Here is a 21864-nt window from a genome sequence, read left to right as displayed (position 1 = left end):
ATAAGACTGTACATATCCGGACGCCATGCTCTATCAACTGCATGAGTTGACCCGCAACCTGCTCGCGCCCTGGGTGCATCAGGCACAGGCCAATGCCACTTTTTTCGCCAACTCCGGCCACTGGTGGTCGTCGATGCCGGGCGCCGAGCGGCTGGCCGCAGTCAACGAGCTGTTCCATCGTCTTGGCAAGGATTACGAAAAACCGGCGTGGGATATCCACGAGATCGAGGTCGAGGGCGACATCGTCCCGATCGCGCAGTTGACCGAGCTGGAAAAGCCGTTCTGCAAGTTGCTGCGCTTCAAGCGCCACAGCAACGAGGCCGAATCGCTGCAGGCCATGCTCAAGCAGCCGGCCGTGCTGGTGGTGGCGCCGCTGTCGGGCCACCACGCCACGTTGCTGCGCGACACCGTGCGCACGCTGCTGCGCGACCATCGCGTCTATGTCACCGACTGGATCGATGCGCGCATGGTGCCCACCTGCGCAGGCGAGTTCGGCCTGGACGATTACGTGGAGTACGTGCAGGAATTCATCCGCCACCTGGGCGCCGGGAATCTGCATGTGGTCAGCGTGTGCCAGCCGACGGTGCCGGTGCTCGGTGCGGTCTCGCTGATGGCCAGCCGTGGCGAGCCCACGCCGCGCTCGCTGGTGATGATGGGCGGGCCGATCGATGCGCGTTGCAGCCCCACCGCCGTGAACAACCTGGCCACGCGCAATCCGCTGTCGTGGTTCGAGAACAACGTCATCCATACCGTTCCTGCGCCTTATCCGGGCCAGGGTCGGCGCGTGTATCCCGGCTTCCTGCAGCACGCCGGGTTCGTGTCGATGAATCCCAGCCGGCACCTGATGTCGCACTGGGATTTCTATACCGATCTGGTCAAGGGCGACATGAACGACGCTGACGCCCACCGCCGTTTCTACGACGAGTACAACGCGGTGCTGGACATGCCGGCCAGGTTCTATCTGGACACCATCCGCGTGGTGTTCCAGGAATTCCTGCTGCCGCGCGGCGAGTGGTATGTGCGCGGCGAACGCGTCGATCCCGCGGCGATCGGCGATACCGCGCTGCTGAGCATCGAAGGCGAGCTGGACGACATTGCCGGCCTCGGCCAGACCGAAGCGGCGCAATCGTTGTGCACCGGCATTCCGGCTTCCCGGCGCAGCCACCTCACCATCGAGGGCGCCGGCCATTACGGCATCTTCAGTGGCCGTCGCTGGCGCGAAGTGGTGTACCCGGAAATCCGCGATTTCATCGCCACCCACGCGCAGGCGCCGGCCGCGGCCAAGTCACGCAGGAAGGCCGCCAGCAACGTGACCCCGCTGCGCCGACGCAAAGCCAGCTGAGCAAACGCCTCTGATCCAACCCAAAGGGCGGAACGCATGCGTTCCGCCCTTTGTGGTGGTGCCGGGCTGGCCGCCGCCCGCCCGGAAACAGATCGGGTCAGACCCGCACCAGCAGATGCTTGGCCATCATCCCGTGCAGATTGCCGATGCCGCGGGCCAGATGCAGGGTCACGAACAGCAGCAGCATACCGGCCGCGACAGACACCGGCCACAGCCACGGCGCGCTGTTGAAGACATTGTGGCCACTGACCCAGATGCCGAACATCCCGCCATTGAACAGATGCCCCAGCGGCGAGAACACCAGTCCCAGCGACAGCGACAACAGCGTGATCGCCACGGTGAAGTAGACAATTCCCAGCGGCAGCATCAACAGGAAATACAGCATCGTCGACCAGGTGCGGGCATCGGTGAACATCGCCCCGATCCGCGCCAACCCGCTCTGGCTCCGGTCGGTATAGGTGGGCCGGCGTGGCATGCGTTCGCCCAGCATGGTCTCGACCAGGCGCCCTTCCACCAGCGACAGCACCCGCACCGAACCCAGGAACAGCAGCAGCACCGGGATGCCGACGATCAGGATCAACAGGCCCAGCGACAGGCTCAGCCCCGTCACCACCCAGGTGAAAAAGAAGATGCCGGTGGCCAACGACAGCAGCATGTAGAACAGCGCGCCATAGGCGTGCGGGTCCTGCACCACCCCGAAAAAGCGCGCCCACACCGAGCGCGGCCGCGCCGGAGCTGGCGCCGGCGGCGCACCCGGCACGTCCGCTGCTGCTGCGGAGAACGGTGCCGGCCGCAGCACCGGGCCCGGTGCACGCAGTGCCCGGTTCACGGTGATCTCGGTTTCCCGGTAGATCTCCGCCACTTCCTGCGGGGCACCGTAGCTGCCGGCCACCCCGGCAATCACCTCGGCCTCGCTCTTGCCGGCCTGCTCGGCCAGTTCCGAGCGCAGGTATTCCTCGGCGTCGTACAACGCGTCCTGGATCATCGCCGGGTCGGCGCCCTCCAGTGCAGCGCGCAACTGGGCCAGATATTCGGCAATCGTGGTCGGCAGCGGCCGGCCGGTTTCGGTCTCGCGGTTCATTCGATCATCCCTTCCAGTACGGAATCGACGGAGTTTCGGGTAGCGCGCCACGCAGCGACCCACTGTCGCAACGCGTCACGCCCGTTTTCATTGATGCGGTAATAGCGCCGCGGTGGCCCGGCCACCGACGGCTCGACGTGGCTTTCCAGCAGACCGGCCGCTTCCAGGTTGCGCAGCACCGGGTACAGCGCGCTCTGCTTGCCACTGAGCACCCCTTCGCCCACCCGCTCCAGTTCCTTGGCGATCAGGTAGCCGTACATCGGCTCGCCGGCCTTGGCCAGCACCGCCATCAGCGCCAGCGACACGGTGCCGGTGCTGAGCTCCTTCTGGAATTTCTTCAGATGGGCTTCGATCTCGCTCATCACCCAGCCCTTCAGCACTACGATGAAGCACACACTAGTACTCAGTTCGCTATAGCGAATGTGCTGTTAGTCACGGGTGCCCCAGACAGGGCTGGCCACGCTTCGCCCATGCCGAACGGCCTCTGGCCGCGGCCCCACCCGATCCCGCAGAATCGGGACACCTACGGACCCCGGGATACCCGCTTGATGACCAGCCGCCGTTGCCTGCTCGCCCTTGGCCTGACGTTGTCCTCGCTGTGCTTTGGCGCCGGCGCCGCGGAGAAATACCGCAGCGCCCAGCAAATCCTGGATGCCTCGCCCGCCAGCGACTGGCGCCCGCTGGATCCGGCCAACACCCTGTATATGGAGTTGCCCGGCGGTCGCGTCGTCATCGAACTGGCCCCCGCCTTCGCCCCGGCACATGTCGCCAACATCCGCACGCTGGCCCATGAGCATTTCTGGGACGGGCTGAGCATCTACCGCTCGCAGGACAATTTCGTGGTGCAGTTCGGTGATCCCGATGCCGACGATGTGGCCAAGGCGCGCCCGCTGGGCACGGCCAGCCCCCACCTGCCGGCCGAATTCGAGCGTCCGTCAAAAGGACTGCATTTCACCGCCCTGCCCGACCGCGACGGCTGGGCCGACCAGACCGGGTTCGTCGATGGTTTTGCCGTGGGCCGCGACACCACCACCGGCACCAGCTGGCTGGCGCACTGCTATGGCGCGCTCGGTGCCGGCCGCAACATGGAGGCCGACAGCAGCCTCGGCGCCGAGCTGTACGTGGTCACCGGGCAATCGCCGCGCCAACTCGACCGCAACATCACCCTGGTGGGCCGCGTGATCAAAGGCATGGAACTGCTCAGCGCCACCCCGCGTGGTCCCGAGCCGATGGGCTTTTTTGCAGATTCCGCGCAACGCGCCCCGATCACCGCCATCCGCCTGGCCAGCGATGTCCCGGCCGCCGAACGCAGCGCGCTGGAAGTGCTGAAGACCGATTCGAAGACCTTCGCCGAGGCCACCGAAGCGCGCCGCAACCGCCGCGACGATTTCTACAAGCGCCCGGCCGGCCATATCGACCTGTGCAACGTGCCAGTGCCGACCCGCAGCATTTCCGCCAGCACCCGCTGACGTGACGCAGGCCGCGCGGGCGGGGGACCGGACGCCACCGCCCGCGCGCAACGGCGGGCTGTCCAAGATCGATGCTGTGGGCGCAGGCCTCGCCGCAAAAACCGCCGACACGCTCCATCGCGCTTGCGAACCCACGCGCTTCACCCTGCCTTGCCCGCGTCGCCCCTAGGCTGCAACTCCCCCTTCCGGAGAGCCTTCATGCCCATTCTGCGTATCCGCATCACCGGCAGCGCCGACGACGCCCTGGCCGTCAGCGACCTGCTGCACGGACTGGAAGGGATCGAGCACGTGGAGGAAACCGGCGATCTGATGCCGCACATGGACGATGACGATTCCAGTTCGGCCGGGCTGTCGGACGACATCGGCCCCGGCATGCACGAACTGGAAGTGGAGGTCGGCAACGCCTCCACCTCGGAAAAGGTGCGCCAGGCGGTGGAACTGCTGGCGCGCGACCGCGATCTTTTCATCGAATACGAGCACGACGAAGGCTGAAAGCCGCTGCGCCAGGCCGGCACCGGGCGAGATTGGCCGCACGGAAAAGCAGGCGACACCCCAACGGGCGGATTGCCCACCGCGCGCCGCCACCAGCCGCCACCAGCCGCCATCAGCCACCATCAACGGCAGCAGCCATGTCGGCCGGTTCCCCGCAAAGGTCGCCGACAGCCACCCGCCACTGCCGCACGTGCAGCGGCTGGCCCGAATACGGTGGCCCGGCGAAACGCCGCCCGGGCCCAACCAACGGCATGGGCGCCGGCTGCCGCCGCCCCCGTATGCTGGCCGACTCAATCGACCCACAGGATGACCGATGCGCCAGCACCTGCTTGCCGCCGCCATGATTGCCGCCCTCGCCGGCTGTCAGGGCAGCGAGGCCCCCTCCGCCACCGCTCCCACCGCCGCAACTGCCGCCCACAGCCAGGCCGATGCCCGCTTTGCCGAGCTGTCGCAGAAGGCGCTGGATACCTGGATGCAGCTGTCCCCGGTCAGCGCCACCCAGATCGGCGACCACCGCTATGACAGCGAACTGGACGACCTCAGCGCCGCCGGCCAGCAGAGGGGTGTGGAAGCCAGCAAGGCGCTGCTGGCGGAGCTGGAAAAGATCGACGTGACCCAGCTTGGCCGCGAAAACCAGGTGGACGCGGCGATCCTGCGCAACCAGCTGCAATCCGATATCTGGAATGAAACCACCCTGCAGGCGTGGCAGTGGAACCCGATGACCTACAACGACCTCGCCGGCAGTGCCATCTACAGCCTGATGGCCCGCGAGTTCGCGCCGCTGCCCGAGCGGCTGAAGTCGGCCACCGCGCGCATCGAGAAGATCCCGCAGCTGTTCGCCAGCGCCCGCGCCAATCTCGACCCGGCCCGCGTGCCGAAGATCCACGCCGAAACCGTGGCCAAGCAGAACCAGGGCATCCTCAGCCTGGTCGACACCTTCATCACCCCGAACATCGACCAGCTCGACGCTGCCGGCCAGGCGCGCCTGAAGACCGCGATTGAAGGCCTGAAGGCCGCCGTGGCCGAACAGCAGCAGTGGCTGGACAAGACCCTGGTGCCCAACGCCCAGGGCGATTTCCGCATCGGCGCGGAAAAGTACGACCAGAAACTGAAGTTCGCGCTGAACTCCTCGCTGTCGCGTGCCGAAATCGGCGAGCGCGCCCGCGCCGAACTCAAGCGCGTGCGTGGGGACATGTACGGCATCGCCCAGGTGGTGTTGAAGGACAAGCCCGGCGCCCCGGCCATGCCGGCCAACCCCAGTGACGACCAGCAGCAGACCGCGATCGAAGCGGCGCTGGAACTGGCCTATGCCGACAAGCCGGCCCGCGACAAGGTGGTCGAAGACGCCAAGGCCGCGCTGGACCACTCCACCGCCTTCGTGCGCGAACACGACCTGATGACCCTGCCCGACGCGCCGGTGGACATCATCCTGATGCCCGAATTCCAGCGCGGCGTGGCCGTGGCCTATTGCGATTCGCCCGGCCCGCTGGACAAGAACCTCAAGACCTTCTACGCCGTCTCGCCGATCCCGGACGACTGGAACGACAAGCAGGTCGATTCGTTCCTGCGCGAATACAACAGCCGCATGATCCACCTGCTCTCGATCCACGAAGGCACGCCGGGCCATTACCTGGAAGGCTGGCACTCCGGCAAGTTCCCCTCCACCCTGCGCGCGGTGCTGCGCTCGGGCCTGTTCGCCGAAGGCTGGGCGGTCTATACCGAACGCATGATGCAGGAACAGGGGTATCTGGATAACGACCCGCTGTTCCATCTGGTCCAGCTCAAGTTCTACCTGCGCACCATTGCCAATGCCCTGCTCGACCAGGGCGTGCACGTGGACAACTGGAGCCGCGACCAGGCCATGCACCTGATGACCCACGACGCTTTCCAGCAGGAAAGCGAAGCGGCCGGCAAATGGGTGCGCGCGCAGCTGTCCTCGGCGCAGCTGCCGACCTACTTCGTCGGTGCCCAGGAACACTTCGACACCCGCAAGGCCGTGCAGGAAAAACAGGGCGCCAACTTCAACCTGAAGGCTTACCACGACCAGATCCTGTCCTACGGCGCGCCGCCGGTGCGCTTCGCCCGCCAGCTGATGCTGGACCAGCCGATCGAATAACAGACGGTTGCAGACACCTGGATGTGAGAAAGGCCCGGGGAACCGGGCCTTTTGCTTTTCATTCCACCAAAGGACCCGTCGCGTCCTGACGGCGTCATTCCTGGGCAGTGCAAACGACCGCCGTCTGGTCGCACCGGCAGCCCTGCTTCTATTCGGGAAAACCGCCACCCTGGATACGCGAACGCGGCAGCGAATCCGGCAACGCCCTGACCTCATCGCGTCGTGCCGAACCGATTCGTCGGGTTTTCCATGCGCGATCCATCAGCGCCTGATACTGGTCCGGGTCCCAGAACCGGTCATCGTAGAAAAGCCTGTTGTCGAACTGTGCACTTCCTTCGGACGCGCCGGCATAGATCTTCATGTCCAGCTTCATTCCAGTGCGACTCCCAGTCATCGAATTGCGGGCGCGCCGCATCGCTCCGGCCAGACGGGGTTTGGCCACCGCGTCACCGTACTGGGCGAAAACCTCATCGCCGGTACGCAACGCCTCCGCCCGCTCCGCCTGGTTCATCGCTGCCCAATAGCGCTCGCGCAACGCCAGAAAGCCGGTATATCCGCGCTCTGCAGCCAGATCCATCCATGCGTAGGCAAGCGCCCGGTTCCGCGCGACGCCGCGGCCATCCCAGAGCATCTCGGCAATCACGGCTTGTGACGGCTTATCGCCATAGCGTGCCGCCCGCTGGAAGAAGCCAAACGCCTCCGTTGCCCGCCCCGCGTCCTGGCTGTCGAGGCCGTTCAGGCGGAACCGCAGATCGGGATGGCCGCGGAGAAAACCCGCCGAGTGCAGCCGCGGATCTTCAAGCGGATCATCCGTCGCCGCCGACGCGGCGAAAGACGCCGCGCAGTAAAGCAGCAAACCCAGCAACGCCGTACCGACCAGTCCCCTGCGGGATTTCATCCGGGTTTTCATCCGAGCTCCTTGTTCCGGGACGCCAACCGACCCTTTCTTCTTTCTGTGCTGCGAACCCTGTGCATAACCACAACGACGACCGGAACTCCGCAATACCCGTCATTGTTCAATCCACACTGACGATGACCACACTTTGCTCCCCCCACTGCTTCCCGGCAGAAAAAACGGGCGCCTGAGAAGCAGCATTTCAATCTCAAACGCAATTCCTGCCACAGACATAGCCGCCAGAGTAAAGCCTCCGTCGCAGCTGTCCGCAAGTTGCGGCAGGTCCGTCAGGGCTACCGAATGAGAGCCACATTTGGCTGGACAGCAATGCCGTGCCTCCCCGGACATCCTATGTGTGGCGCGACCCGCCTATGGAAGCGATTAGCACTCCTTCAAACAGCGGTGATCAACAGTATGGCCACAAGCCGGATAGCCTGTGCGCAGGCTGCATACGACAAGAAAAATCGCATCCGAACCATTGACCCTATTGAAAACCACACAACTTCCAATGGTGAACGGGAACACGGATACTCAGCGCAACGCCGCAATTAACCGGCCCAATACTTTTTAGCCTTCCGAGACAAATCATGCGCAAGCTCCTAGCAACTGCGGTATTGCTTCCGGCTCTTGCGGCGGCATCTCCACCGCCAGATAGCATCAATGACCTTTTCGCGGGTACGTGCATGAAGCACTTCTACTCGCAGGACAATCTTCGAAAGGCAATGAGCGATACCCCGGAGGCTCCCCCCGAGAAAGCAGAGTTCTTTCTTGGTGGTAACCCTGGCAAAGCATGGTTCGTGATAGCACCGTCCACTGCATACGTGGTTGCACTCCGGGATGATACGGTTTGCGCCGTTTTTGCGCAGCGCGCCAACCCCGATCAAGTTCGTACCGGTTTCTCGGCCTTAGTGGGCACGGCTCCGGAACCACTCGTGGCAGCGGTACGGGAAGCAACTGGGTTAGGCCCCAACGACGTTCACACTCGCACCACGGCGTACTCTTGGTCACGGTCCGAGGACAAAGATGAGCTTCTTTTTGTCCTTACTACTTCCGACAGTAACGATGCCACTGCTCAAGCCATGACTTCAATGTCACTAGTCGGCAAGGCTAACAATTCGTCCAAGGCGATGCCGCTTCGCGGCACGCCTTAACTCCAGTGTTAGCCCCCTTGAAGTATTCCGAAGGAATTGCAATGTCCCGACTCTTGTTTCTCGCACTGCTCTCTGTGTCCTTCAGTGCCAGCGCGATCGTCATTCGGGATGATGTTGATGACTCGAAGTATCGGGCTCCGGTATCCGAATTTCCCGCACTCGCCGACCTTCCCGGCGAAGGGCATGGCGTACTAATTGCAACGCGCTGGGTCGTCACCGCCGCACATGCGGTCGCTTGGCAGCCTCAGATCAAGCAGATCACCATCAATGGAATCCCCAGGGATGTTGAACGCCTGGTGATGCATCCGGGGCACAAGACACCATCGCAGAAGCTGCTCGACCAAGCGCTGGCTACGTGGGACTGGACGTTGTTTCGGGTGCTGCTGGCTTCTTCTGACGACATTGCACTTATCGAGTTAACACAGCCTGTTACCGATGTCGCTCCCGCTGCAATCAACAAGGGCGATGACGAGTTCGGTCAGATCGTCAAGATCATTGGGAGAGGTGCCACCGGCAATGGTGCCACCGGGTACGAATTCAGCGATCCCCACCGCACCGAACTTCGTCGTGCATACAACAAGATCACCAGCGCCGATGACCGCTGGCTCTGCTACATCTTCGACAAGCCGTCGGATGCCCTGCCACTTGAGGGCGGGTCTGGAAGCGGTGACAGCGGTGGGCCCATCCTGATTCAAACTGGAAAAGATTGGCTGTTGGCCGGACTGACTTCATGGTCGGACGTTCAAAGTACTATTCGGACGCCCGGACGGTATGGCCAGATCAGTTGTAATGTCCGTTTAAGTAATTACAACGACTGGATTGAAAGCGTTATCTACAGACAGCCACAAGCGGGTGGCTAACAATTCATTCAAGTCGACACCGCTTCGCGGCGCGGCTTAATTCAAGCATTAGGGCGCAGGGATAGATCCGAAGGGGCCGGATGCTCGATCTCGTAACCACGTCGCTCTACATCAAGTCGCCGGCCTTCGATAAGGCCGCGTTTGAGCACCACTCTTCTGAGCTTTTCGACGAGTGGGAGGCGCAAGTAGAAGCTCATCTGCTGTTACCGGACTACGCCCTCACGCTTGTGCTTGAAGAAGGCTCCATTAAGGGCCGGGCTAAGATCGGTGCTTACGCGGCCGCCCTCTATTTTGGCATCGGAGCATACGGAGACTTCATGTCTGGTCTCGGAACCGTTCGAGATCAAGCTATCTATGTCAGCAACATCTTGTTTGAGCAGGCAAAGAGCGAGTTTTCCTGTAGTAATGAGCGCGGCAACACAAAGCGTACCGGTGGAGAAATCATCTACTTGCAGCGCATCTTCGAGCGGGTGCAGGCGGGCGTCCTCACCCCGGACCAGGCAATCCAAGACGTAAGAGCTCGCTGGGGCGAGGAGGCTGCGTCCTCTCCGGCGTTCATGCACGAGCTAGCGGCCAACTTGGAAGCCGCGCCCAGATTCCCTGAGCAGCTTTCGTTGTCCGATGAGTCATGGCCTGACTGCCCTGACCTTGAGTCTCTGGGTAAAGAGCCCGGCCCGAAACTGCCTCGCCCTCCCGACCCGCCCATACCGCAGCACTATCGGATCGAAATATCGCGGCCCGGCAGGGGCGAGAAGAAGAAGCTCAAGCTCACCAAGGTACGGTAGCCTTGCGCCGCCAAGCAACGGCCTGAGCCGAACCCGCTCCATTAAGCAGCTCACCCAGCAACTGTCTACCGGAGTGCTACCCAGGCCATAGCCAACGCTCTGCATGCAGCGGGTCATCGCGCGCCCGCATTCACCCTGACAAAGCGCCAGGATATTTAAAGTCGTGCACTGGCAGTGAGTGCAAGGACTGATCCATGGCCAATGAGCCGTCCGGCGACGAACGCCCACAAGGTTCCCCGCTTGGGGCTGCGGCGGCAAGGACGCATTCGCCGCTGGAGCGGAGCCGGTTCGGCGGTACCCGGCGCCCGGACAAGCGGGCCGATGACGACGATGCTCCGGCGTCACGCAGCGACCTGAGCAAGGGTCCGCAGGAGGTGATCCAGGACCGCGCGGTCCATATCAGCTGGCGCGTGCTGGCGGTCTCGTCGGTGGTGATCCTCGGCTTCTCGGTCTGGGCCATTGTTCTGCCCAATGACGCGCGCACGTCGATGAAGATGAGCGTGGACTGGATTGCGACGAACCTGGGCTGGTACTACGTGCTGACGATGGCGCTGGTGATCGGTTTCGTGCTGTGGGTGGCGCTGTCCAGGGAAGGCGATGTGCGCCTGGGTCCCGACGACTCGCGGCCGCGTTACAGGCTGGCGACCTGGGTGGCGATGCTGTTCGCCGCCGGGGTCGGGATCGACCTGCTGTTTTTCTCGGTAACGGGCCCGATCGTGCAATACCTGCACCCGCCGGCCGGCGACGGCGGCACGCCTGCCGCATTGCAGGATGCGGTGGTATGGACGATGTTCCATTACGGCATCGCCGGCTGGGCGGTGTATGCGCTGCTGGGCATGGCCATGGGCTACTTCGCCTACCGCTGGAACATGCCGCTGTCGATCCGCGCGGCGCTGTTTCCATTGTTCGGCAAGCGCGTGCGCGGCCCTCTGGGCGACGGCATCAGCATCCTCTCGCTGGTGGGCACGGTGTTCGGTGTGGCCACCTCGATGGGCATCGGCGTGGTGCTGCTGGCGGTCGGCTTCGCGCGGATCTTCGGGCTGGAGGACGGCCTGACGCTGCAGATCGCGCTGGTGATCGGCGCGGTGATCGTGACCATCGCCGCGACCACCTCCGGGGTTGACCGCGGCATCCGCTGGATCTCCGAGCTGAACCTGTGGAGCGCGCTGGCGATGATGGTTTTCATCCTGGTCGCCGGGCAGACGGCGTTCCTGTTCAACGCGCTGGTGGAGAACATCGGCCGCTTCCTGGTGACGCTGCCGGCACGCATGTTGCAGACCTTCGCCTACCACCCCGGCAGCAGTGACTGGATGGCCCACTGGACATTGTTCTTCTGGGCGTTCTGGCTGGCATGGGGGCCGTTTGTCGGGGTGTTCCTGGCACGCATTTCACGCGGTCGTACGCTGCGCGAGTTCGTCATCGCGGCGATCACGGTGCCGGTGCTGTGCGATTTCATCATCGTCTCGCTCTTTGGCAACTCGGCCCTGTACGAGGTGTTGCAGGGGAACACCGCCTTTGCCGAGCTTGCGGTCCGCAGCCCGGAGCGGGGCTGGTACGCGCTGCTGGAAATGTTTCCCGGTGCGATCTTCCTGATCATCCTGGCGACGGTCTCCGGATTGCTGTTCTACCTGACCAGCGCCAACTCCGGCGCAATGGTGATGTCGAATTTCTCCACCTCGATTCCCGACCCCTCGCAGGACGGGCCGAAGTGGCTGCGCGTCTTCTGGGCCGTGCTCACCGCGGTGCTCACCGTGGCGATGCTGCTGGCCGGCGGCGTGGTGACGATGGAGTACGCGACGCTGATCTTCGCGCTGCCGGTGACCGTCATCGCCTATCTGGTGATGGCGTCCTTCTACAAGGCGCTGCGGATGGAGCGGGCCGAGCGCGAGGGGCAGGTGTTGCGTCGGCCATCCATTGCTCCGGGGGGCGGCCACGTGCCGGAGCGCTCGTGGAAGCAGCGGCTGGGGCAGATGCTGGCGTTCCCGTCGCGACGGGAGGTCAGCCGCTATCTCGAACGCACGGTGACACCGGCGCTGGACGAGGTTGCCGCCGAGTTCCGCGCCCAGGGCTACGAGGTCGAGCGCGGCAATCCGGGCCACGCCAGTGGCAGCGAAGGGCCGCTGCTGCGGGTGGCAATGGACGCGGACCACGCCTTCCACTACCAGCTCGCCATCGTCGAGGCGCCGGTGCCGACGTTCAGCGGCAAGATGTCGCGCGATACCGACGTGTACTACCGGCTGGAGGTGTTCACCCAGTCCGGCCCCGGCGGCTACGACCTGATGGGACTCACCAGGCAGCAGGTGATTGACGACGTACTGGAGCGCTACGAGGCCCATCTCGCGGCACTCACCGCCTCCACGGACCCTGCTGGAGGTGGGCAACCCGCGGCGCGGGTGCCACCACACAACGTGCCGCCTCCGGCACCGAAGTGAGCCGGCGGCATCCGGCACAATTGAAGGAGTTCGACATGCAACTGCGATCAGACATCATGAAAATCGCGCCCGAGGGAAACCGGGCCATGTATGCCCTGGAGAGCTATGTCCATAAAAGCGGATTGGAACTGTCGCTGCTGGAGCTGGTGAAAACCCGCGCCTCACAGATCAACGGCTGTGGCTTTTGCCTGGACATGCACACCAGGGACGCACGCGCCCATGGTGAGACCGAGCAACGCCTGTACACGCTGTCGGCCTGGCGGGAGACGCCGTTCTTCAGCGAACGCGAGCGCGCCGCCCTGGCGTGGACGGAGTCGGTCACGAATGTCGCGCAGACGGGGGTGCCTGATGCCGTGTACGAGGCCACGGCCCGACACTTCAGCGAGAAGGAGCTGGTGGACCTCACCCTGGCGATCGTGGCAATCAACGGGTGGAATCGCATGGCCATCGCCTTTCGCAAAGTGCCAGGCTCTTACCAGCCCGCTGCGGGCTGAATGAAATCGCGTGGCAGGCATGCAGCGGGCGCAGCGGTGCAAAGGTGCGCCACCTGCCCGCCCTGGGCGGGGTCCCGGATGAAGACCCAAGACGCGCCAATCACCGCGGAACTCGGCGGAAAAGGCGGATACGCCCCCCATCGCGACACCGTACGGGTCCCGGTTGGGGCCGACGCGCGTACGGCTCGCTGCGGGCGCGGCAGCCTTGCTGTCACTCCGGCCGGATTCCATTAGGGGGATTCGGCCTTTGCCGATAAGCTGGCCCGCCCGGAATCCCACCCGGCGTGTTCGATCTGCCATCCGGCGCTCACTTGCGCGCCCTGGTCGACGACGATATCCGCTGCGGTTGCAGTACGCGCCCCGCCGCGCGCCAGCAGTCGTTTGTGCATAGGTCAGCGCGCGGGTGGCGGTTCGCAAATCCCACCCGGGCCTGATGAAAAAATTCGTTTCAATCTCCCTGCTGCTGCTCGCCAGCGCCAGCGCGCATGCCGACTTCAGTGGACAGGTGGTCAAGGTCGCCGATGGCGACACCGTGACCGTGCTGCACAACCGCCAACAGGTGCGCGTGCGCCTGGGCAGCATCGATGCACCGGAAAAGCGCCAGCCCTTCGGCACCCGCTCGCAACAGCACCTGTCCAGCCTGGTGTTCGGCAAGACCGTGCGGGTGAAGGAAGACGGCAAGGACCGCTACGGACGCACGATCGGCGTGCTGTACGTGGACGGTTCCAACGTCAACCGGCAGATGGTGGGCGCGGGGATGGCGTGGGCCTATACGGACTACCTCAACGACAAGGCGATGCCGCTGTTCGAGTTCAAGGCCCGCCTCACCCGGAGCGGACTGTGGGCCGATGCCCATCCGGTGGCGCCTTGGCAGTTCCGCAGGAACCAAGCCGCCGCCCGGCGTGCGGAGAAGGCGCAGCGCTGAACGCAGCCGCGTGGGCCCGCACGGTGGGCGGGACAAGGCAGCCGGCCGGCCCTTGTCCGCTGCGGCGACGGGTAGACATTCCGGCCTCACCGCCCATGGGCACGTTGGCGGGGCGGAACGCCCTGCCCGGCTGCGCAACTCGCGCAGGCCCCGTACGCCACCGCGCCGTACCGGCAGAGTCAGGTTCCCGGCAGCGATGTGGACATCCACACCGCAGCCTTCGCCCGGTCGCCGGCGATCATCACGGCGGCCGTGACCGGCGCCATGCCAGACTCGCGGCCAGCCAAGGCGCGGTCCAGCGGCGCAACCGCACTGGCCACCGGAGAAGACGCGATGGGCAAGGCACGGTTGGAGGCGTTCAGTGACGGCGTGCTGGCGATCATCATCACCATCATGGTGCTGGAGATGAAAGCACCCGAAGAGGCCACGCTTGCGGCGCTGCGCCCGATGGCGCCGGCACTGCTGAGTTACGTGCTGAGCTTCATCTACGTCGGCATCTACTGGAACAACCACCACCACCTGCTACTGGCCAGCAACAGGATCACCGGCAGCGTGCTGTGGGCCAATCTGCACCTGCTGTTCTGGCTGTCGCTGCTGCCGTTTGCCACCCGCTGGATGGGTGGCCATCCGCTGGCGCCGCTGCCTTCGGCGGTGTACGGCTTCATCCTGCTGGCCGCGGCGCTGGCCTACTGGCTGCTGCAGCAGCGCATCATTTCCGCCGACGGTCCCGAGTCTGCGCTGCGCCGCGCGCTGGGCATGGACTGGAAGGGGAAACTCTCGCCGCTGCTGTATCTGCTGGGCATCGCCCTTACGTTTGCCGCCGCGCCACTGGGCCAGGCGATCTATGCCGCGGTAGCGCTGCTGTGGCTGGTACCGGACCGGCGCATCGAGCGCGGGTTGCATCTGCACGATCCGCCACACCGCTGACTCGGGCAGCATCCCGCTCGCAGCCGCCGGCAGGATCAGTGCGTTCCAGTACGCACGCGCCGCATCCGTTGCCGACGTCCTATGCTGTCGGGGTTACAGCACCAGCGCAGCCACGGCCGCGCCCCTCTCCACCCTCACCGGAAGTCCGCCATGTCCCTGTCCATGTACAACGCCTCCATTCCTGTTCTCACCCAAATCCTCTCGGCCCTGTCCGGCGTGTTGAACAAGGCCGAAGCCCACGCCACCGAAAAAAAGATCGACCCCAACGCCCTGCTCGGCGCACGCCTGTTCCCGGACATGTTCCCGCTGGTACGCCAGGTGCAGATCGCGGCGGATTTCGCCAAAGGCATCAGCTCGCGCCTGGCGGGCATCGACGTGCCGTCGTGGCCGGACAAGGCCGACGCCACGTTCGCCGATCTGCAGGAACTGATCGCCAAAACGCTGGCGCACCTTGGCTCGCTCACGCCGGAACAGTTCGAGGGCAGCGAATCGCGCGAGATCGTGCTGCGTGCCGGCACGCCCAAGGAAAAGAAGCTGGTGGGCAGCGTGTACCTGCTGCAGTACGGCCTGCCGCAGTTCTTCTTCCATGCCACCACCGCCTACGCACTGCTGCGGCACAACGGCGTGGAGATCGGCAAGCGCGATTACATGGGCGCCTACTGACCCGGCGACGGGATCAGCAACAACTGGGCAGAGCCGTACCGTGCTCCGGCCCAACGCAGGCAGCGCCTGCCAGTCGTCCTGAAATTTCCCGGCAGCTGCTGCGCAACAGCTGCCGGCTCAGGCATCGGCAGCGACAAAACCACCGGTCTGCCGCGCCCACAGCCGCGCATACAGACCACCGGCGGCGACCAGCTCGGTGTGGGTGCCGGTTTCGACAATCCTGCCCTGATCCATCACCACTAGCCGATCCATACGCGCGATGGTGGAAAGACGATGCGCAATCGCGATCACCGTCTTGCCGGCCATCAGTTCATCCAGGCTCTCCTGGATGGCCGCTTCCACCTCTGAATCCAGCGCCGAAGTGGCCTCGTCCATCACCAGGACCGGTGCGTCTTTCAGCAGCACCCGGGCGATGGCGATGCGTTGGCGCTGGCCACCGGACAGCTTGACCCCGCGCTCGCCGACATGGGCGTCGTAGCCATGCCGGCCCTGCCCGTCCACCAGCGCATCGATGAAGCCGTCGGCACGCGCCTTGGCCACCGCAGCACGCAACTGTTCATCGGTGGCATCGGGGCGGCCGTAGAGCAGGTTGTCGCGGATGGAACGATGCAGCAGCGACGTGTCCTGCGTCACCACGCCGATCTGCGCGCGCAGGCTTTCCTGGGTGATACGCGCGATGTCGTGGCCGTCGATCAGGATGCGCCCGCTCTCCAGGTCGTACAGGCGCAGCAACACGTTCACCAGCGTGGATTTGCCCGCACCCGACGGGCCGACCAGGCCGATCTTCTCGCCCGGTTTCACCACAAGGTTCAGCCCGGCAATCACGCCGCCGCGCTTGCCATAGTGGAAGTGCACGTTCTGGAACTCCACCGCCCCGGCAGTGACCTGAAGCACGCCCGCGCCGGGGTGATCCTGCACGGTCAATGGCTGGGCGATGGTCTCCATGCCGTCCTGCACGCTGCCGATGTCCTCGAAGATGCCGTTCACCGTCCACATGATCCAGCCGGACATGTTGTGGATACGGATCACCAGCCCGGTGGCCACGGTGATCGCGCCGACGCTGATGCGCCCCTGGTTCCACAGCCACAGCGCCAGCCCGCAGGTGCCCACGATCAGCAGGCCGTTGACGATGGCGATGGTCAGATCCATCGCCGAGGTGATGCGCGTCTGCGCCCGATGCTTGACCGCCAGCTCCTGGAACGAATCGGCCACATAGTCCTGCTCGCGACCGGCGTGGGCGAACAGCTTGAGCGTGGAGATGTTGGTGTAGCCATCGACGATGCGGCCCATCGCCTTGGAGCGCGCTTCGGAGGCCACCCACGCGCGCTGTTTCATGCGCGGCACGAACACCACCATGATGGCCACATACACCACCAGCCATACCGCCAGCGGCAGCATCAGCCGCACGTCGGCCTGGGCAAACAGGTACAGCGCGCTGCCGGTATAGACCACGATGTACCAGAGCGCGTCGACCATCTGCACCGCCGATTCGCGCAGCGAGGTGCCGGTCTGCATCACCCGGTTGGCGATGCGCCCGGCGAAATCGTTCTGGAAGAACGCCAGACTCTGCCGCACCACGTAGTTGTGCATCAGCCAGCGCGAGCGGTTGCTCAGCCCCGGCACGATGGCCTGGTTGACCAGCAGGTTGTGCAGGCCGACCAGCAGCGGCCTGAGCAGCAGGGTGATACCCGCCATCCACGCCAGCGTCACGCCATGGCGGGCGAAGAAGTCGGCGCCGGGCTGGTCGGCCACCATGTCGACGATGCGGCCGAGGAAATCGAACATCGCCACTTCCACCACCGCCAGCGCCAGCCCTGCCACCAGCGTGGCCAGCAGCACCGGCCACACCGGCAACAGGTAGTGCAGATAGAAACGCGCCACGCCCTTGGGCGGCATGCGCGGGTCCAGTGGCGGGAACACCGGGATCAACGACTCGAACCAGCGGAACATCGGGGCCACCGTGAACAGAACAGGCCGCGATTGTCCCATCGCGGCCTGTTCCGTGTATGTCTACGCGCTGATCCTTGCAGGAGCGACGCCAGCCGCGATGCTTTTCTTCCAGTATCCGTGGAACAGCCGTCGCGACTGACGCCGCTCTTACGATGCCCCGGTTTAGTCGGTTACCGGCAGCAGCAACAGGTCCTGGAAGTCGAAGCTGAAATCGGTCAGCGACGACACCGCCTGCATCCGCATCTCGCGCACCTTGCCATCCGGATCGAGGCTGAAGTTGACGAAGGCATCGGCGTTGAGCGAGCGGTCATCCCAGCGCACGATGAAGGTGTCGTGCTGCCAGTGCGTCATCGTGCCCACCAGCGCGGCGGTGCGGCCGAAGCGCAGGCGCAGCTTGCCGCCCTTGTGCTCGATGGATACATCGCCATACCACGCATCGCGGTAGGTGCCGGCATAGCCGGACAGCGGCAGCGACGGCCGGGACCGGGCATCGCGCGCGGCCACATGCTTCTGCCAGCTTTCGTCGGCCTTCTCCTGCGACTTGGCCACCGCGGCGGCGTAGGCCGCCACCCAATCGGTGGCCGGCGCCTGCAGGTAGGCATCGAGCACGCTCATGGTGATGGCGTTGAAGGCCGCGCCGGATTCCTGATTGGTCAGCACCACCACGCCCAGCTTCTGCTCGGGCACCAGCGTCAGCCGCGACACCTGGCCGGGCCAGCCACCGGTATGCCAGACCAGCTTCTGCCCGCGATAGTCGCTCAGGCTCCAGCCTTCGGCGTAACCGGCGAAGTTGGGGCGTGCGGCCTGCAGCGCAGGCACTGCCGGGGTGGGCACCACCTGCGGAATCTGCATCTGCCACATCTGCTGCTGGGTCTTCGCGCTGAACAGTGGCGTGCCGTCGGCCAGCTTTCCTTCGGCCAGCTGCACGTTCATCCACTTGGCCATGTCGTGCGCACTGGAATAGATGCCGCCGGCGCCAGCCGCGTTGGACCAGGTGAGCGGCGCCACGGTACGCAGATCGGTGTAGTCGTACTTGGCATGGCCGACGGCGGGCGTGTCGCCGGGCTGGAGGTGATCGGCGTTGTAGCGGGTGCCGTCCATGCCGACCTTGTCGAAGATGCGCTGCTGCAGGAAGGCATCAAACGACTGCCCGGACACGGTTTCGATCACCTGCTGGGCCACCGCGTAGAGGATGTTGTCGTAGGCGTAGCGATCACGGAAGCCGCCCTTGAGCGGCACCTTGGCCAGCCGCCGCACCACCTCCTCGTTGCTGTAGGTGGTGGTCGGCCAGAACAGCAGGTCGCCCGCGCCCAGGCCCAGGCCACTGCGGTGCGACAGCAGGTCGCGGACGCGCATTTCGCCGGTGACGTAGGCATCGGACATGCGGAACCATGGCAGGTGGTCGATCACCCGGTCGTCCATTTTCAGCTTGCCGTCTTCGGCCAGCAGGTTCAGCGCGGTGGCGGTGAAGGCCTTGGTGTTGGAGGCGATGGCGAACAGGGTGTCAGCCTGCACCGGCCCGGGCCTGCCGATCTCGCGCACGCCATAACCGCGCTCCAGTACCACCTCACCGTCCTTGACGATGGCGATCGCCACGCCCGGCACGTCGAACTGCTGGCGCACCCGCTCCACCGTGGCATCCAGCTGCGCCAGCGCCGCGGGCGTGGCCGCCGGTGGCAGATCCACAGCCTGCGCCGCGCCCATCGCGAGCAGCAGCCCGCTCCCCAACAGTGTCTTCAAACCGCGTCTCCTGATTCGTTCAGCGGCCACCGTTGCGGCAGCCGGCCTTTTCATGATGGTAACGCGGCCGCCGCCATGCTCCGAAGCCTGGACCCTGCCCGATTGCCGCCATGCCCCTTGCCGCTGCGACCACCGCCACCATCATTCCCTGCCTGCGCTACCGCGATGCGCCGGCCGCCATCGACTGGCTGTGCCACGCGTTCGGCTTCGAGCGCCAGGTGGTGTACGCCGATGGCGACACCGTGCATCACGCGCAGCTGGTGTTCGGCAATGGCATGGTCATGCTGGGCTCGGTACAGCCGGGCGCGTGGTCTGCGCAGATGATCCAGCCCGATGAAGTGGGCGGGCGGGAAACCCAGAGCGCCTGCGTGATTGTCAGCGACGCCGACGCGCACTACGCCCGCGCCAAGGGCGCCGGTGCCCGGATCGTGATCGATATCGCCGACCAGAACTACGGCGGCCGCGGCTACGCCTGCCGTGATCCGGAAGGCCACCTGTGGTGGTTCGGCAGTTATGACCCATGGAAGGACGGCGCCGGGTAGGAACGGCGCCCGGTGGCTTGGGGCCACAAGTCGCGACCAAGCTGCTGAAGCATCGCGACCCGCGTCGGTGCTACAGCAGTAGTGCGCCATGCGCTGTTGACGCTCCTGCAGGGCAGAGCGCGACACAATGCGCATCTGCCGATGAGCGAGATGCCATGAACGAGCTGTTCTCCAATCCGTCCCAACGCCATACGCCCAAGGGCGTGCATGTGGGCATCGGCGGCTGGACGTATGTGCCGTGGCGCGGCGGCAGGTTCTATCCGGCCGGGCTGGTGCAGCGGCGCGAGCTGGAATTCGCCAGCCGCCAGTTGACGGCCATCGAGATCAACAGCACGTATTACGGCACGCAGAAACCGGCGACCTATGCCCGGTGGCGCGACGAGACCCCGGAAGACTTCGTGTTCTCGGCCAAGGCGCCGAAACGAATCACCGCGGCCCGACACCTGGCTGGCACGGCGCCGCAGGTGGACGACTTCATCGGCGGAATCGCCGAAATGGGCGACAAGCTGGGCCCACTGGTGTGGCAGTTCGAAGCCGGGCGCACGCTGGACAGCGACGACTTCGCTACATTTATCCAGCATTTGCCGGCACAGGTCGGCGGACGACGCCTGCGCCACGCGCTGGAGATCCGCGATGCCGGCTTCATCACCCCGGCGTTGCTGGCGCTGGCGCGGACACACGGGATGGCGCTGGTCTATACCGACTCGCCCGACTACCCGAACGCGGCGGACCTGACCGCCGATTTCGTCTATGCCCGGCTGATGCGCAGCGCGGCATCGGAGCCGGACGGCTATCCCGCAGCGGAACTGGCGCAATGGGCGCAGCGGGTATGCCAATGGCGAGACGGCGAAGACCCGGCCGAGCTGCCGCATGCCGGCGGGCGGGCTGCCGCCGGCCCTGCGCGCGAGGTGTTTGTGTACTTCATCAGCGCCGCCAAGGAGCGCAATCCGGCCGCGGCGATGGCGTTGTTGCGGGTTCTAGCCAAAACCTGACGGAAGCGGCACAGCTGCCGACGCGGGCTTCGGCGACAATACCCGCATGCCGATGACCGACACCCGCAAAGCCCTGTTGCAAATCCATTTCTGCGTGCTGCTGTGGGGCGTGACCGCCATCCTCGGCAAGCTGATCACCCTGCCCGCGCTGCCGCTGGTGTGGTGGCGCATGCTGCTGGTGGTGGCGATGCTGGCGCTGCTGCCGCGGGTGTGGCGCGGCCTGGCCAGGCTCTCGCCGCGGCTGGTCGCCGGCTACTGCGGCATCGGCGCACTGGTGGCACTGCACTGGCTCACGTTCTATGGCGCGATCAAGCTGGCCAATGCCTCGGTGGCGGCCACCTGCATCGCGCTGGCGCCGGTGTTCACCGCAGTGGTCGAACCGTGGATCGCCAAGCGGCCGTTCCAGCCGCGCGAGCTGGTCTTCGGCCTTGCGGTGTTGCCGGGGGTGGCGCTGGTGGTGGGCGGCGTCCCCGCCGGCATGCGTCTGGGCGTGGCGATCGGCGCGTTGTCGGCGCTGCTGGTGGCGGTCTTCGGTTCGTTCAACAAACGCATGGTGGCGCACGCCGATCCGCTCACCGTGACCGCGCTGGAGCTGGGCGCCGGTACGCTGACCCTGACCCTGTTGGCACCGCTGCTGCCGTTCGTGCTGCCCGCACTGGCCAGTGAGCTGTGGGTGCTCCCCGACCTGCATGACGGCCTGCTGCTGCTCGCGTTGTCGGGCCTGTGCACGCTGCTGCCGTTTGCGCTGGCGCTGGTGGCATTGCGCCACCTCAGCGCCTACACCGTGCAGCTGGTGACCAACCTGGAGCCGGTCTACGCGATTGTGCTGGCGATGCTGTTCCTGGGCGAACAGCACGAATTGCGGCCGCTGTTCTACCTGGGCGTGGCCATCATTGTGGGTGCGGTGTTCCTGCACCCACTGCTCAACCGCCGCCGCCCGGTGCAGCATCCGGAGCTGCTGGCCACTGCCGAAGCCCGAAATCTGGGCGAATGACCCCGCCGCCCGCG

At 65.2% G+C, this 21864-nt stretch carries 20 protein-coding genes; 15 read left to right on the top strand and 5 right to left on the bottom strand.

Annotated elements, in window-relative coordinates; genetic code table 11:
• Window positions 1-25 precede the first annotated feature (25 nt).
• Window positions 26-1342: a polyhydroxyalkanoate depolymerase gene (phaZ, locus tag QZH66_RS03150; RefSeq protein WP_305804492.1), complete on the top strand. Its 1317-nt coding sequence runs from the start codon at window positions 26-28 to the stop codon at window positions 1340-1342.
• 97 nt (window positions 1343-1439) lie between these two features.
• Here the strand turns inward: phaZ and QZH66_RS03145 are convergent, their stop codons facing one another.
• Window positions 1440-2423: a sensor domain-containing protein gene (locus tag QZH66_RS03145; RefSeq protein WP_305804491.1), complete on the bottom strand. Its 984-nt coding sequence runs from the start codon at window positions 2421-2423 to the stop codon at window positions 1440-1442.
• Window positions 2420-2785 carry a PadR family transcriptional regulator gene (locus tag QZH66_RS03140; RefSeq protein ID WP_305804506.1) on the bottom strand — a complete coding sequence of 122 codons (366 nt, stop codon included), beginning with the start codon at window positions 2783-2785 and terminating at the stop codon, window positions 2420-2422. Before QZH66_RS03140 ends, QZH66_RS03145 begins: the two co-directional genes overlap by 4 nt.
• Before the next feature lie 186 nt (window positions 2786-2971).
• Here QZH66_RS03140 and QZH66_RS03135 point away from each other — a divergent pair, with 186 nt between their 5' ends.
• The 3 genes from QZH66_RS03135 (at window position 2972) to QZH66_RS03125 (ending at window position 6500) form a co-directional block, all read left to right on the top strand.
• Entirely contained in the window at window positions 2972-3892 is a 921-nt protein-coding gene (locus QZH66_RS03135; protein ID WP_305804490.1) for a peptidylprolyl isomerase, read from the top strand.
• Between the two features lie 198 nt (window positions 3893-4090).
• Window positions 4091-4384: a hypothetical protein gene (locus tag QZH66_RS03130; RefSeq protein WP_305804489.1), complete on the top strand. Its 294-nt coding sequence runs from the start codon at window positions 4091-4093 to the stop codon at window positions 4382-4384.
• A gap of 313 nt (window positions 4385-4697) precedes the next feature.
• Complete coding sequence (locus QZH66_RS03125; protein WP_305804488.1) at window positions 4698-6500, top strand: DUF885 domain-containing protein; 1803 nt, start codon at window positions 4698-4700, stop codon at window positions 6498-6500.
• 148 nt (window positions 6501-6648) lie between these two features.
• Here the strand turns inward: QZH66_RS03125 and QZH66_RS03120 are convergent, their stop codons facing one another.
• Window positions 6649-7410: a hypothetical protein gene (locus QZH66_RS03120; RefSeq protein WP_305804487.1), complete on the bottom strand. Its 762-nt coding sequence runs from the start codon at window positions 7408-7410 to the stop codon at window positions 6649-6651.
• Window positions 7411-7982: 572 nt separating this feature from the next.
• Here QZH66_RS03120 and QZH66_RS03115 point away from each other — a divergent pair.
• The 8 genes from QZH66_RS03115 (at window position 7983) to QZH66_RS03080 (ending at window position 15632) form a co-directional block, all read left to right on the top strand.
• On the top strand, window positions 7983-8546 hold the full coding sequence (locus QZH66_RS03115) for a hypothetical protein (RefSeq protein ID WP_305804486.1): 564 nt from the start codon (window positions 7983-7985) through the stop codon (window positions 8544-8546).
• A 41-nt stretch (window positions 8547-8587) separates the two neighbouring features.
• Entirely contained in the window at window positions 8588-9406 is an 819-nt protein-coding gene (locus tag QZH66_RS03110) for a trypsin-like serine protease (RefSeq protein ID WP_305804485.1), read from the top strand.
• 80 nt (window positions 9407-9486) lie between these two features.
• Window positions 9487-10191, top strand: coding sequence for a hypothetical protein (locus tag QZH66_RS03105; RefSeq protein ID WP_305804484.1), 705 nt, complete (start codon window positions 9487-9489; stop codon window positions 10189-10191).
• A 194-nt stretch (window positions 10192-10385) separates the two neighbouring features.
• Window positions 10386-12623 carry a choline BCCT transporter BetT gene (gene betT / locus QZH66_RS03100; RefSeq protein ID WP_305804483.1) on the top strand — a complete coding sequence of 746 codons (2238 nt, stop codon included), beginning with the start codon at window positions 10386-10388 and terminating at the stop codon, window positions 12621-12623.
• A gap of 35 nt (window positions 12624-12658) precedes the next feature.
• Window positions 12659-13117, top strand: coding sequence for a carboxymuconolactone decarboxylase family protein (locus tag QZH66_RS03095; RefSeq protein WP_305804482.1), 459 nt, complete (start codon window positions 12659-12661; stop codon window positions 13115-13117).
• A gap of 433 nt (window positions 13118-13550) precedes the next feature.
• Window positions 13551-14042, top strand: coding sequence for a thermonuclease family protein (locus QZH66_RS03090; protein WP_305804481.1), 492 nt, complete (start codon window positions 13551-13553; stop codon window positions 14040-14042).
• Window positions 14043-14375: 333 nt separating this feature from the next.
• The gene (locus tag QZH66_RS03085; protein ID WP_305804480.1) at window positions 14376-14969 is read left to right on the top strand and encodes a TMEM175 family protein; all 594 of its coding nucleotides are present in this window, start codon (window positions 14376-14378) and stop codon (window positions 14967-14969) included.
• Window positions 14970-15119: 150 nt separating this feature from the next.
• On the top strand, window positions 15120-15632 hold the full coding sequence (locus tag QZH66_RS03080; protein ID WP_305804479.1) for a DUF1993 domain-containing protein: 513 nt from the start codon (window positions 15120-15122) through the stop codon (window positions 15630-15632).
• A gap of 117 nt (window positions 15633-15749) precedes the next feature.
• Here the strand turns inward: QZH66_RS03080 and QZH66_RS03075 are convergent, their stop codons facing one another.
• Together QZH66_RS03075 and QZH66_RS03070 are read right to left on the bottom strand one after the other, a co-directional pair.
• Window positions 15750-17582: an ABC transporter ATP-binding protein gene (locus QZH66_RS03075; RefSeq protein ID WP_305804478.1), complete on the bottom strand. Its 1833-nt coding sequence runs from the start codon at window positions 17580-17582 to the stop codon at window positions 15750-15752.
• A 162-nt stretch (window positions 17583-17744) separates the two neighbouring features.
• Window positions 17745-19286, bottom strand: a complete 1542-nt coding sequence (locus tag QZH66_RS03070) for a serine hydrolase (protein WP_305804505.1) — start codon at window positions 19284-19286, stop codon at window positions 17745-17747.
• Window positions 19287-19432: 146 nt separating this feature from the next.
• Here QZH66_RS03070 and QZH66_RS03065 point away from each other — a divergent pair, with 146 nt between their 5' ends.
• From QZH66_RS03065 to QZH66_RS03055, 3 genes are all read left to right on the top strand, one after another.
• The gene (locus QZH66_RS03065; RefSeq protein WP_305804477.1) at window positions 19433-19864 is read left to right on the top strand and encodes a VOC family protein; all 432 of its coding nucleotides are present in this window, start codon (window positions 19433-19435) and stop codon (window positions 19862-19864) included.
• A gap of 155 nt (window positions 19865-20019) precedes the next feature.
• A complete protein-coding gene (locus QZH66_RS03060; RefSeq protein WP_305804476.1) occupies window positions 20020-20856 on the top strand; it encodes a DUF72 domain-containing protein in 837 nt (278 codons plus the stop codon).
• Window positions 20857-20902: 46 nt separating this feature from the next.
• Complete coding sequence (locus tag QZH66_RS03055; RefSeq protein ID WP_305804475.1) at window positions 20903-21850, top strand: DMT family transporter; 948 nt, start codon at window positions 20903-20905, stop codon at window positions 21848-21850.
• The last annotated feature ends 14 nt before the right edge of the window (window positions 21851-21864 follow it).

This window comes from Stenotrophomonas sp. YIM B06876 (genome assembly GCF_030711595.1).
Taxonomy (GTDB): domain Bacteria; phylum Pseudomonadota; class Gammaproteobacteria; order Xanthomonadales; family Xanthomonadaceae; genus Stenotrophomonas.
Note: the sequence above shows the minus strand (reverse complement) of the source record. Positions and strands in the feature narration are given on the sequence as shown.